This window comes from Bdellovibrio sp. HCB-110 (genome assembly GCF_047323225.1).
GTDB lineage: Bacteria > Bdellovibrionota > Bdellovibrionia > Bdellovibrionales > Bdellovibrionaceae > Bdellovibrio.
This window is the reverse complement of the sequence record NZ_CP178750.1, coordinates 106403-121078: the sequence shown is the minus strand read 5'-3', so window position 1 is coordinate 121078 and position 14676 is coordinate 106403. Positions and strand designations below refer to the sequence as shown.

Genomic DNA, 14676 nt, shown 5'->3' with positions numbered 1-14676 from the left:
TACTCCCCCTTTTTAATTAGAATCTAGCGTTTTCCTGACAAATCCTTTAGCCCTATCTTAATAGCTTCAAGAAGAACATGATTTCCCATCCACACTTTACGTTCTGGCGGCTTATTTTTATTTAAGCGTTCTCTCACTTTTTCGACTTCGTCCATAATCTCCTGCACTTCAATTTCGGGAGGCACCCTTATTCGCAGTGTCTGATAGTCAGATGGTAGTTTTGGATTTTTCTTTTTCAGCATTGCATTAAGTTTGACATCTTATCTCTTGTGCTACAAGATTTTTGTAGCACAAGATTATCTTCGCAACTATCCGAAGCCGGAAAGTTCGGACGCAATAGAAAACTTATCTTAATTAGAGGGTGAGACAAATCTTGCTAGCAAAACGCTTGGAGAAAAGATGCGATCCAAAGAATTAAAAATTGCTGGAAGAAAAGAGGAAGGCGTTCTAGTAGCTGGAGGAGCTGGATTCAAAGTCTATGCAGTTTCAGGATTGAACGGCTGGGCCCTGGCTTGTGGACGAAAAATTAACTTCATTGAAGATGGCGCTCCGGAAGCAAAAACAGTAGCCCAATTTGTCAGTCTTCGTTATCAACCAACAGAATCCCAGGAAGAAATAAGAAAAAGCTTCAATCAGCTAATCGAAGCTCTCAATCCCCGCAGCAGATCCCTTGATTTTGAATCTGCACCATAATTTCTATTTCTTTTCATCTAGCAATTCAAATTTTGGCAAATCAGAGACCAGCCTGCTTGTCTCAAGACTCACGGTCACAATTCGTTTTACTAGATCGACAATATAACGTGGGTCATCTGACCATTCATTTGGATCATTTTTTATCCCACTGCCATTTCCATTCTTATCTAAGTCAACAGATACTTTATATTGCTCAATCAGCGACTCTAATGCCGATTTTCCGTTGATCACATAGTCATAGGTACCGATAGGAATACCTGTCAAAGTAACAAATTGGTTTAAAATTATTTTCGACTTATCGACTCCAACACTTGATCTTCCAAATTTGATCTGCTCAATCTTATACAGATCCTTTTTGTCTTTAGGTGAATTTTTAGCGATCTCTTCGTTGAGACCATAGGTTTCAACTTTCTCATAGTTAACGTGGAGATCGGATAGCTTGGAACCAATCGTTGAATAATTCCAAAAATTTTTGACAAGAGGAATTCGAGGCAACATTTTGTTCAAATCATTGATATAAAGGTGTTTATACTCTGGCGAGTGCAATAGCCCATAAATATAATAGAAAATATCTTTCTTTGTTATTCTAAGATCAGAATAGCTTTCACGAAAATGTTGAAGCGCAAAATCACTGATAGCATCTTTTTTTATGTAGCCATTGTCGTCAGCTTTATCTCCCGACAAAACTTCCTGTGTTTGCTCTTCATTTTCGTAGTAGAATAGGGGAAAGTATTGCCCCGTATCAAGCAAGCATAGGTCTGGAATTTTATCTGTCATCAATACAGAAAAACCCTTTCTATCGACTTGTCCGATAACTGAAATTACAAGATTTTTGTAATCTGTACGCGGAAATATAGAGGGAATAAGACCAACTGATTCATTAAATGTACGATCAAAGTACAAATACGATTTTACAAACGGTCGATAGGAAGCAACGACAATTTTTGAATTATCAAAACTATGTGTCTGAAATCTTTTAACGTCATTTCTCAACCCTCTTGTCCAACTTATTTCTTTTGAATCACTCGACACAACTTGCACAACGTCAGGCCATTTTTTTCTGGGAATACTTTTTACCACGTTCTCATATTTTTTCATTTCAGAATTAAATGAATTGATAAGCTTTATGACGCTATCAGAAAGGATTTTTTTAGAAAACGAATATACCCATGCATCCCGATTAGTCACAACTCCCAGAGAATAAAAAGAAAAAATAGCGTTCTGGTTTTTATCTTTTTTTGATCCTAGCGGCATAAAATTTTGAAATTCAGGATTTCTTTGGCTGATCCAGTCGCCATCCGCGTTTGGAGTTATTGTTTTCCAGTCGATACTCTTGATTGATTTAAATTGGACAAGTAGTTTTAATTTTTCATCACGTGATAAAAAATCACCTACACGGTAGTATTTAATCTCGCAGGGCTTGGAAATATTTTTGTTTTTAATAAAAAATGTAATTGCGACAGGAGTTCTGCTCCCTGATCCAAATATCTTTCCACCTTCTTTTTTGGACTCCAATCCTGTAGTTCTTTGATCTCCGCGCAAATCTACACAAAATATTTTGGAAAACTCTTGTGCCAGTGATTTTCGGACACCATCCATATTTTTGGCGTCCAAATACGATCCATTTGTTACAAATCCAATAACGCCTTGATCTCCAATTCTATCAGTAGCCCATTTAATTGCTCTGATATAGGAGTCGTATAAGTTTCTTTGCAATGTCGCCGAAGATTTCGCAGCATAGGTAGCGTTAATTCTTTCGTCTAACTTTACGTACTCTAAATTCTGATTGTTGTCATTTCCACTTTTCTGACCAACCGAATATGGCGGATTGCTAATTATCACCTGTATTGGTAGTTTCTTCTGACGATTTACGCGTTCACTATTCTCAGGAAGTGCCGCTTCTATTTCTATCTGAGCATCTTCTTCATTCAGCTGGAATGTATCCGTTAGAACTGCGCCATCGAATGAGCTATATTCACCATCGGCAATGCTGTGATAGGTTTCTTCGATATTGATTGCTGCAATATAATATGCCAGAAGTACAATTTCGTTCGCATGAATTTCATTTTTGAATTTCCTCTTCAAATCCTCGGGCTTGATAATTCCACTCTGCAGAAGGCGAACAATAAATGTTCCCGTACCAGTAAACGGATCAAGGATATGGATATTTTTATCTGAGAGACTTTGATTAAATTCGTCTTTCAACACAGCCTCAACGCTATTGATGATAAAATCCACCACCTCAATAGGCGTGTAAACAATCCCAAGGCGCTCTGACATCTTAGGAAAAGCCACTTTGAAGAATCGGTCATAAAGTTCAACGATAATTTTCTGACGACCTTCAGCTGTGTCGATGCCCTTCACACGCATTTTTACACTGTCATAGAATACTTTAAGTTTTTTTGAATCTTCTGCAAATGAGTTGGATTCAAAAATTTTCAATACTGATTGCATTGACCGTGATACAGGATTTTTCTCTGTAAATGGATAGTGCTCAAAAAGCGCATCGAATACTGGTTTCGTAATCATGTGCTGCGAAAGCATTTCAATAGCCTCATCGCGTCCTATGGACGGATTGATGTTCTTTTGAATGCCCTTTAAGAATTTTTCAAAAGCTTTATTGGATTTTGGTTCTTTGGAACTAAGAAGTTTTTTGATGTGGTCAGTATGTTTTTCTGCAATTTTAGCAACATCAGCAGCCCAATTCTCCCAATAAGGCCGACTACCACATTTCAGAACAATCTTTGCGTAAATAGCATCTTTCCAGTCTTCGATATCTGAAAAACTTAATTGTACTGGGGCATCTGTGCCTGGCGTATCCTCTCCATTTCCACCGCCAACACCGATGACGCGAACTTTTCCACCTTTCTTTTTGGTGAGTTCCATTTTGTTAATCTCAGCATCAAAGCGGTCATCGTGGGCTCTCAATGCTTGAAGCACCTGCCAAACAACTTCATATTTTTTGTTGTCTTTCAGAGCTTCCTCTGGAGGAACCCCAGCAGGTATGCCGATGGGCAAAATGACATAGCCATATTTTTTACCCTCAGCTCTACGCATGATCCGCCCAACAGATTGAACCACATCCACGATAGATTTTCTTGGATTCAAAAATAAAACGGCATCAAGAGCCGGAACATCCACACCTTCAGAGAGGCATCTAGCATTTGTTAGAATACGGCATGTGTTATCTGGGGCCTCTTCTTTCAACCAATCAAGTTTTTGATTTCTGAGCAATACGTTAAAAGTTCCATCAACATGTTGAAGTTCACAGTGAAGCGCTCCTTTGGTGTTGTTTTTCTTTTTGTACTCATCGACAACGCTTTGAAATGTGTTCGCGATAGTTTTTGAATACGGAATTGTACTTGCAAAAGCAACGGCACGCCTCATGGGAAGATCGTCTTCCACCTCAGCCTCTTCTCCGACAAACTTCTTTGAAAGACCATTCCAACAACCAATGATCCGAGCGATGTCTTCAAGCTCTAATTCACCATCTTCGTTGGCAAATTGTTTTTGAAATTTTCCGCCGATAATACTCTCATCAACAGCAAGAACTAAGACTTTGTAATCTGTTAATAGTTGATCGCTCACAGCCTTGCCAAATCCCAAGCGGTGAAATTCTGGACCGAACTTCGTCTCGTCATCCATTGAGAATAGCTCCGCCCCAGCTTGTTGTGCTTTTGATTTAACAGCATTGCCAAAGATTCTTGGCGTTGCCGTCATGTAAATTCGCTTTTTACCTTTAAGAAACTTCTGATCATGAACCCTAACGAAATGGGACTCTTCCTTATCTGCTAGAGTCACTCCTGTTGTTCGGTGGGCCTCATCGCAAACAATCAGATCAAACTCCGATAGGCCTTTTTTTTGCGCGCGGCTCACAACATCAATAGATTGGTACGTAGAAAAAATGACGGTCATCTTTTTGTCGTTTTTTAAACGCTCTAGCCCCTTCAATAAAGATGTCGTATCAGTAGATGCAGGAATTGAAAGATCGTGTTTGGAAATATCCTCACTATGCTTTCCGACCTTGCTATCGGAACAGACTGCAAATGCATGAAATGGCTCAATCGCCTCTGCGGTCCATTCTCGCAAAGTTTGAGACAGTAACGAAATAGATGGAACCAGAAATAGAACAAGGCCGTCTTTTTTTGTGATTTTTTCTGCTAGCCTAAGAGCAGTAAACGTTTTTCCTGTTCCGCAAGCCATTATGAGCTTGCCACGTTCATGCTGTTTAAATCCAGATACAACATTCTGTATTGCTTCTTCTTGGTGAGGGCGTAATTTCTTTTTCTCTTTCAATGATAGTTCTTCTGGCTTATCCAAACTGAACTTTGACCAGTCAATAGGACTCTGCTCCAGATCTCTAATATGAATCCTAATTACTGGAATAGTTTGCCCATGCATTGATTTTTCTGCTGGCTCACTCCAGTTGTCTGAAGTTGATATGATAATTCTTTGAGAAAAAGATACCTTCTTACCATTAACAACAAATGTTTTCCCCGACTCCGTGAAAAATGAATCTATATCTTTCTTCTGTATTTGGTAAGTCGGTGAAAAGAACTTACATTGAATCGCGGTATATTCCCCGTCAAATCCTTCAGCTACTAAATCAATGCCATAGTCGCGTCCCGTCGCCCTATGAGGCCAATCACCCCACAGATAAACTTTCTTAAATCTATCTTGATAAATTGGGTCTAATTCAAGGTAGCTCTTCATCAGGCGCTCAAAACTAGTGCCTTTGTCTCGATTGTTTTTAATAAGGCCTGCGTATTGCTCAAGGAGATCCTGAATTGATTTGATTTTTTTGAACGCCACGAACTTATCCTTTTTTTTCTTTTTGAAATGTTTGGCAGTAGTCATCTAGGATTGCCGCAGAAAGGGTCGAAACGGTAAGACCCCGGGCCTTCGCCTCACGATTTAGATACACTTTTGTATCTTTCCTAACTCTCGTTGACAAAGGCACACGTTCTTCAGCTCCTCCGACCAACTGATCGAGGCTCTTATATATATTTTTTTTCATTTTCTTATCCTTGATTCATCAAAGATATTGCGAATTTGAATACATAACAAATACAATACGTATACACATAGTATATGGTCTAGATCCATGTTCGTGAGTACGATCAAGTTCTACTCCCTGTATTTAAAATTAACCTATGCATCGAATCTCGCCTAATTGCGCTAAGCGTTATTTAAAATGTGCCTTTGACACTTCGGTTTTTTGGATCTCAAATGAGTTTAAATAAACCGAAGTCCAAACCAGGAGGGACATCAGTGAATACAGTTTTAGTTACGAAGCCAGTTGAAATCAGCAGTCGCCTGACGGATTTAGGTCTTACTGAGGAAATTCTTAAACAAGCCGTAGAGGCTGGGGAGCGCGCAAGACTTTCTTGTACCGAAAATCACCCTCGCACAACTCCGGGTTTCATTAGCTGGGCCGAAATGGTCAAAGTTTTGCGAGATCGGCTCATTCCACTTAAGTGGACAAAGAATGATGGCGGAGGCCTTCCAACCATAGTTCATCCGCAACGGAAAATCTCCATCGCCGTCACAACAGGAGATGAAGGAACTGGCATTGAAGCCGCGGAGTTAAAATCAAAATATCCAAAAGGCGCTGCTACTGCGGCTGTGGTTGAACAAAACTTTTCTCAACTTTGTTTTGATGACACTCTTTTGGGCCCTCGAACCGTAAAGAAAATTTTTGGTTCAATGCTTACTTGGTACTTAGTTGTACGTCGCTTGCCTCATGAAGTTAGATTTGAACTTTCTCTTCCATCTGGTCTTAGTGAGAGTGGACAAGTTATAGAATGGAAAGAGCGTATTCTGTTTGCGCCACTTTCTTTGGATCATGATGCAGTGAAGATTGATCCTACAGTTCAAGAAGTAGAGGATATAGTTGTCGAGGTGACTCGCAAATTTTAGCATGGGGTAAAATGTTTAATTCTTCTAGGCTGGTTGTTGCCAGAAAAAGACGAGGGCTTTCAAAAAAACACTTAGCCGAAGCTATTGGGGTAAGTGATCGCATCCTATTGTCTTACGAAAAAGGAGAAGCGAAACCATCAAACGACACCCTAGCCCTTTTAACAAAAGAGCTAAGCTTTCCAGAGAGTTTTTTTTTCGGTCCAGATATTCCAGAGGTAGTTCCTCAAAGTGCAAGCTTTCGAGCATTAACAACTTTACCTGCGTTCAAAAGAGATTCCGCTCTTGCAGCAGGTGAACTTGCTACTCTCATAAATGATTGGATTTCTGCTAAGTTTAATTTACCGCAGGCTTCTTTACCAGATCTTCGCGGATATGATCCAGAAGCTGCGGCAGAAGCCCTTCGAGCTGAATGGGGACTTGGGCAGGGTGCCATTAAAAATATGATTCATCTACTTGAGTCTCGCGGGGTACGGGTTTTCTCTTTACCCTCTAAAGATGCTGAAGTAGATGCTTTTTGCTTTTGGAGAAACGAAACACCATTTATCTTGTTAAACACAACAAAATCAGCAGAACGAAGTCGTTTTGATGCAGCTCATGAGTTAGGCCATCTTGTTTTACATCAGCACGGCAAACCGCAAGGGCGTGAAGCGGAACTTGAGGCTGATCGCTTTGCATCCGCATTTCTTATGCCAAAAGCGAGTGTGGTAGCTCTTGGAAATCGTTTTATGACCGTGGATCAAATGATCACCTTGAAGCGCAATTGGAGTGTTTCTGTGGCGGCACTAAACCATCGTCTTCACTCAGTTCAAATGATATCAGAATGGTTATATCGAAAATTTTGTATTGAAATTTCAGAACGTGGGTATCGCAAATCTGAACCAAATGGTATTGCTCAGGAAATTCCACAAGTATTTCCGAAGGTTTTTGCCGCCCTTAAAGATGCTGGATTTAATAGAAATGATTTATCCCGCGACTTATCCATACATACAGATGAGTTAAGCTCTCTTATGTTCGGCTTATTGATGACCTCCATTCCTGGCGGACGAGCCTCCGACTCGACTAAAACTCCGTCGGCTGTACTACGACTAGTTTGATGGGTCAGAGCAAGAGCCGAAAAAAGGAATTGGATGCTTTTCTTTCATCTCTTTCAAGAGATGAACAAATAATTTTCAATCTTGCGCAAAAAGCTTATGACAGAATAATCCAGGCTCTTAATTTCCAAGGAGCCTGTTATCATATGACATTCCTACTTAAAACAATTCTCTTAAAAGAATTTAAGATAGAAGCTGACGCGATTATTGGATTTGTAAATGACGGTACGGACAATCTTATGATCTCGCACGGCTGGCTAGAATATAGAGGTAGAAAAGTTGATGTTGCTATATCAAATCCAAACTATGGACAGCAACCAGGGCCATTGCTAATTCTTGATTATAAGTTTCAAAAGCATAACTCTTCTGATTACTCATATCATCGCACACGAGGCAGTCTTGGAGATCAAGCCATCGAAGAGCTGTTAGCATCTGAATATCCGCAGGTACGAATGATGGCCGAACAAAAAGAAGCTGAACATGCCTTTATGACCAAAATTGCGGACTCAGAAGACCGAATCGTGGATTATTTGTATAATGCCCCAGCAGGTATGACCTATGATCGATTTCTTAAAATTCTAATTTGAAGAGGGTCGCTATGTCCGTTGATGCCAAATTACTTTTAAGTTTGATGCCCGAACAGTTTAAAACCCAAGTAATTGGCCGCCAATCTGATGATTATGTTTTGTTTCTCGATCTCTGGGGAACCTCAGAACTCCTTTCTAGGTTTCAACAATCTGGCGACTTACTAGATCAGGCCAATATTGCTCATACACAAACCCATTTTGTGAGCACACTCGGTCGCCTTTGCAAAGAGCTGCCAAGGGTGAATGCCCATCAAATTAGTGACTGTGCTTTTGTATTTTCTAAGGATCTCTCAGACCTGCTCACTTTTGCTTGTACAGCATTTAAGAACATGACCTTTCGATTAGATAAATTTATGTTCTGCCCCCTTCGAGGGGGTATTAGTAAAGGCTTATTCTATTTTGCAGACGGTGGAACATTAAAAGCTCTTTCAAACTTTAAATACACTGCTGAGATTGGTACCGGAATGGTTGAGGCCGCGACTCTTGAAAAAAAAGGTCCCAAAGGAATGCGTCTTTTCACTTCCGAGGCCTTGACTAAAGAAATTCCGCAAAGTTTTCAATCAAATGTTCGGGCAACAAAAGACATCGATAACAAAGACATACTTGAAGTAAACTGGATGAAAAACGATCACTTCTTTAATGACTACCTGAACGCAAACATTGAAAGTCAGTCCATGAATCAACATCTCACTGATCTGGCAACGGTATGGTCAACCAAAGGGAACAACTACCAACAACAGGTAGGAAATTCTTTGATCGATCTATTGAACTGGTAGCGAAGTAATTGCGCCAACCTTGTAGCGTCTGAAAACCTGTAGCGTCCAAACGCTACAAAAACGCTGCAAATCGGATTATTTCGGATGATTTCAGGTGATATTTGGAAAAATCGAACCCGCCAAAACGTCCTTAGCGACTCGCCATTAAATGTTTAATTTTACTTACGAATTTTGAAAATAAAAAAGCCACGTTTTTAGTTCGTGGCTTTTCGTATCACAATTATAAAAAATGGCTCAGAAGGAGGGACTCGAACCCCCGACCCAGCGGTTAACAGCCGCTTGCTCTACCGACTGAGCTACTTCTGAACTCGGTGAGAGGCTAAATTAGGGCCTCAGCCCCCATTTTGTCAAACAGAAATATCTTAAGGAACTGCAAGTCTTTCCAAAGCTTTAACTAGACCTGGAGACGAAAACGGCATGCCCTGAACCCTAAAAATCGGGGTTTGGGAGGACTTTTCCAGTGACACGGGATTTCCAGACTCGGGGTAAGCCTTCATCTTAAGCTTATAAACGGGAACTTCCGCCGGATCTTGGGTAAAACCCCCGATCATCAGTTCACAAACCGCCGATAAATCCTGCTTAGATGTGAGGGTTTTCAAAATTTCCCCCGCCTCGGAATAAACTTCCACCTTGGTCACCGTCCCAGGACACCAGTTGAGCATGCGCATATCACTTCCCACCAACAGACCGATCACCGAATTGGGATCTCCGGCTTGGGTTTGAATTTTGGGAGACTGCAAAGCTTTGATTCCGTAAATCACGGCGGCAAGAGCCAGAAGCAACATTGATACTTTTAAAATAAGGCCTGTTTTCATGTGTTTTACATTAATGTAAACCTCAGCTGAAAGTCCAGGAGCGGATCGCGAACTAGTCTCGGGACCTTACTTGTTTTGGCCGAAACAACACCCATGAAAACAGAACGCATCAGTTTATTCATCGGGATCGTCATCTCGGGCCTTCTTACGTGTTTGGCTCTGTCTTATTTTTCTTACAAAGAAACTCCGACTATTCAACGCGCTTACAGTCCGTTTCTTGAAACTCTGGAAGTTCTGGATTTTCGTTTCAACGATTTAAAATACAAATTCAAATCCGCAAAAACTTCGGAAGCTCCTGTTGCCATGATCGCCATTGATGATGATGCCGTTCGTGAAATCGGGCGCTGGCCTTGGAGTCGGGAGCAGATGGCCGAGATGACTGACAGACTTGTTGCCCTCGGCGCACAGTCCGTCGGGTTCGATGCGATTTTTTCAGAGCCAGAAAAAGCCAACCCAGGTGCGGATCTCAAGTTCGGTCAAGTTGTCGAAAAAAATCCAGACAAAGTCATCCTGGGCGTATTCAGTGATAACAAATTTGATTTCAAACCTTATCAAGATCTGTGTGTCGCTGAAGCATTTTTAAAAACGGGCGGGGACCAAATTGTAAAGCTCAATCCAAGTTTTGCGCTTGATGAATCTACGAACGTGATTGATGACCTTAATTGGAATCCGCTGTTTGAAACTCTTTTTGTGAACATCCAAAACAAAGAGCAAAACGACGTACTTCAGCATCTAGGAAAAAATTCGGCGGAGGAGTTAACTCCGTATCAGCAAAATTACATGAACTCCCGCAAATCGCAGGCTTTGTTTGAGTATTGCGCTCGTTGGTTGACTTCGACTGACGATTTCCTTGCGCCAGAGATCGTGACCAATGTGACTCCTTTGTATTTAGATATTGTGAAAAAGACACCAGAGCTTAAGGATCTGAACTTTGAACAGCTTTCGGCAAAAATTAAATCTTCGTTTAAGCCCCACCCCATTCCTCAATACGGTGAGTGGACTCCGAATATTCCGGAGATTCAGAAACCCGCTGCATTCACCGCAAGTTTTATCGCAGAGCTAGATGCGGATGGCTACGTTCGTCGTTATCCTTTGTTTTTCCGCTCGGGAAACAAACTAGGATCAAGCTTCATCCCCTCGCTCGCTCTACAAAGTTATCTTTTGTCGGGCCCCTACCGTGCTGAAGTCAAAATGAAGTCTTCGTCTAATGGAACAAAGTCTATTGATGAGTTTAATATTTACGACACTTCCACAGATCCCGAGAAAAAAGTTGTGACTTACCCTGTGGATAAGTCAGGACAGATGTTGATCAACTACTATGGCCGTCAGATGTCCTTCCCTTATGTTTCCGCAAAAGAACTTTTCAACGATCGTCCCACAGTGCGCGTTCGTCGCAATGTCGTGAATGCAAAAACCAAACAAATTCAAATCACCGAAAAAGAATACAACAAGTCCGAGTTCTTTAAAGGTCGCAGTGTTCTCGTAGGCGCCACGGCTGTCGGTCTTTACGATTTACGTAACACGCCTGTTGAGGCGAACTATCCGGGACCTGAGTTGCACTTAACGATGCTTGCAAACTTGCTAGAAATGAATTTCCTAAAACAATGGCCTTTGGAATCCAAAGCAATGCCTTGGATTATTCTTGTTGTGGGAGTTCTGCTCAGTATTGCTTGGGCGTGGATGGGATCTTTATCTTCAATGGTGGTCTTTGTTGTCGCGCTTATTGCCAGTGTGAGTTTTGACCTTTGGATTTTCATTAAAGACCAAACTTTGGTTCACTCTTTCCTTTTTTACTTCACGATTTTTTCTGCCTTTTTTGCAATTCAAATCTTTAAATACTTCACGGAAGAAAAGAAAAAGAGAGAACTTAAATCGACATTCTCAAAATACGTTTCTCCTGCGGTTGTCGATGAGCTTCTTAAAGACGCTGCGAACTTAAAACTCGGAGGGCGTCGTGAACGTATGACCGCATTCTTTTCAGATGTTCGCGGTTTTACGACAATCTCTGAAAAACTTTCTCCTGAAGAGTTGTCTCGCGTTCTGAATTTGTACTTAACACCCATGACGGACATTGTTTTTAAAAACAGTGGCACTTTGGATAAATATATGGGTGACGCCATCATGGCCTTCTTTGGAGCTCCGGTGAAAGATAAGAATCACGCCGAACACGCCTGCCGTTGTGCTCTAGAAAGTTTGAAGAAACTCGAAGAATTGCAAAAGACTTTCGCAGAAAAAAATCTCCCCATGATTGATATCGGTATTGGTATCAACACAGGCGACATGAGTGTGGGAAACATGGGTTCAAACATCGTGCAAAATTACACGATCATGGGTGACTCGGTAAATCTGGCATCCCGCTTAGAAGGTATTAACAAAGAATATGGCACGCGCATTGTGATCAGTGAGTTCACATACGCGGAAGTTAAAAACTCTTTCACTGCCCGAGAAATTGATCGCGTGCGTGTAAAAGGAAAACTGGAACCTGTGCGCATCTATGAACTTGTCTGCGAAGGAAAAGCGAAGGGTGAACTCGCAGAAAAGCTGCACTTGTTTGATCAAGGTTTTGAACTCTACCAATCCAAGAAGTTTTCCGAAGCCTTAGAAATATTTAATAAAACTAAGACGATGTCTCAGAATGATCCCGTATCAGAACTCTACGTTGAGCGCTGCCAGGATTACATTGAGTCGCCTCCGCCTTTGGACTGGGACGGGGTCTACGTTATGAAAACCAAGTAAACTCGCGTGTTAAAAAATTTTGAGAATGCTTTTATTGTGAGAAATTTTATGCCGACAAGTAAATATATGAAAAATCGTATTTTGCTGACTGTAGTTCTTTTTACGGTAATGGGTTGTGATCGTTTGAAATTAGACGAGCAAACTAAAATTCAAATTCAACTTCCTGGAGTTCAATCAAGTCTTAGCTCCAAGGTTGACATGGTTAGCACGTCAAGCTCCTCAAGCCCAGTACCCACGGGGTTCACTGGCGACAAACCAATTAATTGTTATCTAATTGCGGCGGGGGGACCTGAGGAACCGCTGCAAAGAAACGTGTGTAGCCGCAAGGATGGAACTACAACCTTCACTCCGCGACGAATTGGCCCCTGGATAGGGGCGGCTCCCGCTGGAACCGCTATTGGCATTGACGTTCCTTCTGGAAAAGACCGAGTTATTTACGTCGTAGGATTCCATGCTGTAAATGCAACAGCCTGCCGCGATTTCCGTACGGGCTTTCCTTCTGACTCTGAAATCTCCGATCCGTATTTGGTAGGAGAAAAAGGGGGCCTCCTTTTAAATCCAGGGGAGGTGATGGATCTTCCTTTAGAAGTGAGTTTCAATCTGGAAAATCGATTTGACGGTTGTGATGGCCCAGATTTCCCCGAACATGGCGGCGGAGAATCTGTTCCGACATTGCTTAAAGTGACTAAAGAGTGGTTTCCTTATAACAAATTTACTACCAATAACTGTCAGTCTTTCGATGTCGTCTTGACTGACAACGAAGGAAGGCATGCAAGCTTTGCTACTGCCGTGACCTTCACGCCTCAGGTTCTTGAAAACAGCACACCTCTGCAAATCTATAATAGTTATGAAGACTGTAACGCTTCCATGTATCCAATGTCTTCATTGACAATTCCACCCATGACAGATCGGAAGCAAGTTGTGTTTAAAACTGGAGATGTGGAATCACCCTTTTCCCTTAATATCGGCAATATCTCGGCGCCCGGAGTACTTACTGTCGTTGGTGCGGGAGCGGGTTATCAAAGCCATAGTCCGTACATGGACACCATTGATCTAGAGGGCCCTTGGTCAATTCTTCCTGATATTTGTTACCCATTCACGGTAAAATTAAAAGAAATGAGCGGATACGCCCTTACTGCTCCCGCAGCAATGACAGTAAATCTGTCCGCTTCAGGAGTGTCATTCTATAGCGATGCGAGCTGTTCAACGACAACATCTTCAGTTGCGTTCCCGGTCAGCTCGGGGGCACAGACGGTTTATGCGAAAATGACCGGTACGACGCCGAACTCTCTTGTGACTCTTACATCGTCGGGCTACATTTCTTCCCAACGTATGATCTATCGCGGATACGGACTGAATATTCCGTCGGCTCTTGAAATCCGTGGATACAATCAAATGTACGGAATCAACAATGGCTGTAGTAACGAAGGGCATGAGGTGTATTTAGTGAATCAATATCACACACCTGTTCTTGCTTCTGCGGCTATGGCAATTAACCTTAGCACAACATCAGGCCTTTCCGCTTTTGCCAATAGTGCTGATTGTGCTGCTGGGACTCCGCTTGCTAGCACCGTAAGTTTGGCAGCCGGAGCCTATTCTTCCTCGTTCTTTGTAAAGTCCATTGCCTATGGCATGCAAAACATCTCTGCGAGCTCAGGAACATTCACTGCCAACTACTCAGTTAAAATCGACGGTCCTTATCAGATTGGCTTAATGCTTCCAGGCGGAAATTCTTTTGCCAACAACGCTTGCTTCCCTCTGGAGGCTAAAATTTTAAACTATAGCGGAAGTGTATCGCAAAACGTCTCGGGCGCATATTTGAGTGCAACCGTAACGGGAGTCTCTAGCCCCTATTATTATCTTTACAGCGAGCCCACTTGTACGACGACTCTTTCATCAGTCGATATCCCTTATTCTGGTCCCTCTGTAAAACAATTCTATATGAAGGTGAATAACATAACGGGTTCACCGCTTAATATTAGCATAGGGCTCTCAGGAGGAAGCTTCCAATCCTCGCCGACCCAGCCGATCACCATCGCACCATAGAAAAAGGGCCGAC

Annotated in this window: 11 protein-coding genes and 1 tRNA gene; 7 read left to right on the top strand and 5 right to left on the bottom strand. The window is 41.9% G+C overall.

Annotated features, from left to right (window positions below):
* Positions 1-23: 23 nt before the first annotated feature.
* Entirely contained in the window at positions 24-242 is a 219-nt protein-coding gene (locus ACL934_RS00585; RefSeq protein ID WP_413612913.1) for a hypothetical protein, read from the bottom strand.
* A 157-nt stretch (positions 243-399) separates the two neighbouring features.
* On the opposite strand from ACL934_RS00585, the gene ACL934_RS00580 reads away from it, so the two are divergent.
* Positions 400-693, top strand: coding sequence for a hypothetical protein (locus ACL934_RS00580; RefSeq protein ID WP_413612912.1), 294 nt, complete (start codon positions 400-402; stop codon positions 691-693).
* Between the two features lie 3 nt (positions 694-696).
* On the opposite strand, the gene ACL934_RS00575 is transcribed toward ACL934_RS00580, so the two are convergent.
* Entirely contained in the window at positions 697-5505 is a 4809-nt protein-coding gene (locus tag ACL934_RS00575; protein ID WP_413612911.1) for a DEAD/DEAH box helicase, read from the bottom strand.
* Positions 5506-5509: 4 nt separating this feature from the next.
* Positions 5510-5710, bottom strand: coding sequence for a hypothetical protein (locus tag ACL934_RS00570; protein WP_413612910.1), 201 nt, complete (start codon positions 5708-5710; stop codon positions 5510-5512).
* A gap of 254 nt (positions 5711-5964) precedes the next feature.
* Between ACL934_RS00570 and ACL934_RS00565 the strand changes: the two genes are divergently transcribed.
* From ACL934_RS00565 to ACL934_RS00550, 4 genes are read left to right on the top strand one after another with little or no spacing between them, the layout of a single operon-like run.
* Positions 5965-6612, top strand: coding sequence for a hypothetical protein (locus tag ACL934_RS00565; protein ID WP_413612909.1), 648 nt, complete (start codon positions 5965-5967; stop codon positions 6610-6612).
* An 11-nt stretch (positions 6613-6623) separates the two neighbouring features.
* Complete coding sequence (locus ACL934_RS00560; RefSeq protein ID WP_413612908.1) at positions 6624-7706, top strand: helix-turn-helix domain-containing protein; 1083 nt, start codon at positions 6624-6626, stop codon at positions 7704-7706.
* Positions 7706-8290, top strand: coding sequence for a hypothetical protein (locus ACL934_RS00555; protein WP_413612907.1), 585 nt, complete (start codon positions 7706-7708; stop codon positions 8288-8290). Before ACL934_RS00560 ends, ACL934_RS00555 begins: the two co-directional genes overlap by 1 nt.
* Positions 8291-8301: 11 nt before the next feature.
* On the top strand, positions 8302-9066 hold the full coding sequence (locus ACL934_RS00550; RefSeq protein ID WP_413612906.1) for a hypothetical protein: 765 nt from the start codon (positions 8302-8304) through the stop codon (positions 9064-9066).
* A 230-nt stretch (positions 9067-9296) separates the two neighbouring features.
* Here the strand turns inward: ACL934_RS00550 and ACL934_RS00545 are convergent.
* Positions 9297-9372, bottom strand: a tRNA-Asn gene (locus ACL934_RS00545).
* Between the two features lie 56 nt (positions 9373-9428).
* Positions 9429-9881 (bottom strand): hypothetical protein, encoded by a 453-nt coding sequence (locus ACL934_RS00540; protein ID WP_374076715.1) that lies wholly within the window; start codon positions 9879-9881, stop codon positions 9429-9431.
* Positions 9882-9974: 93 nt separating this feature from the next.
* Between ACL934_RS00540 and ACL934_RS00535 the strand changes: the two genes are divergently transcribed.
* Entirely contained in the window at positions 9975-12617 is a 2643-nt protein-coding gene (locus ACL934_RS00535; protein WP_413612905.1) for a CHASE2 domain-containing protein, read from the top strand.
* A 66-nt stretch (positions 12618-12683) separates the two neighbouring features.
* Positions 12684-14663 (top strand): hypothetical protein, encoded by a 1980-nt coding sequence (locus tag ACL934_RS00530; RefSeq protein ID WP_374076713.1) that lies wholly within the window; start codon positions 12684-12686, stop codon positions 14661-14663.
* The last annotated feature ends 13 nt before the right edge of the window (positions 14664-14676 follow it).

Coding starts and splice junctions, on each gene's coding strand:
- ACL934_RS00585 (WP_413612913.1), bottom strand. CDS start 242: ATGCTGAAAAAGAAAAATCCAAAACTACCATCTGACTATCAGACACTG.
- ACL934_RS00580 (WP_413612912.1), top strand. CDS start 400: ATGCGATCCAAAGAATTAAAAATTGCTGGAAGAAAAGAGGAAGGCGTT.
- ACL934_RS00570 (WP_413612910.1), bottom strand. CDS start 5,710: ATGAAAAAAAATATATATAAGAGCCTCGATCAGTTGGTCGGAGGAGCT.
- ACL934_RS00560 (WP_413612908.1), top strand. CDS start 6,624: ATGTTTAATTCTTCTAGGCTGGTTGTTGCCAGAAAAAGACGAGGGCTT.
- ACL934_RS00555 (WP_413612907.1), top strand. CDS start 7,706: ATGGGTCAGAGCAAGAGCCGAAAAAAGGAATTGGATGCTTTTCTTTCA.
- ACL934_RS00550 (WP_413612906.1), top strand. CDS start 8,302: ATGTCCGTTGATGCCAAATTACTTTTAAGTTTGATGCCCGAACAGTTT.
- ACL934_RS00540 (WP_374076715.1), bottom strand. CDS start 9,881: ATGAAAACAGGCCTTATTTTAAAAGTATCAATGTTGCTTCTGGCTCTT.
- ACL934_RS00535 (WP_413612905.1), top strand. CDS start 9,975: ATGAAAACAGAACGCATCAGTTTATTCATCGGGATCGTCATCTCGGGC.
- ACL934_RS00530 (WP_374076713.1), top strand. CDS start 12,684: ATGAAAAATCGTATTTTGCTGACTGTAGTTCTTTTTACGGTAATGGGT.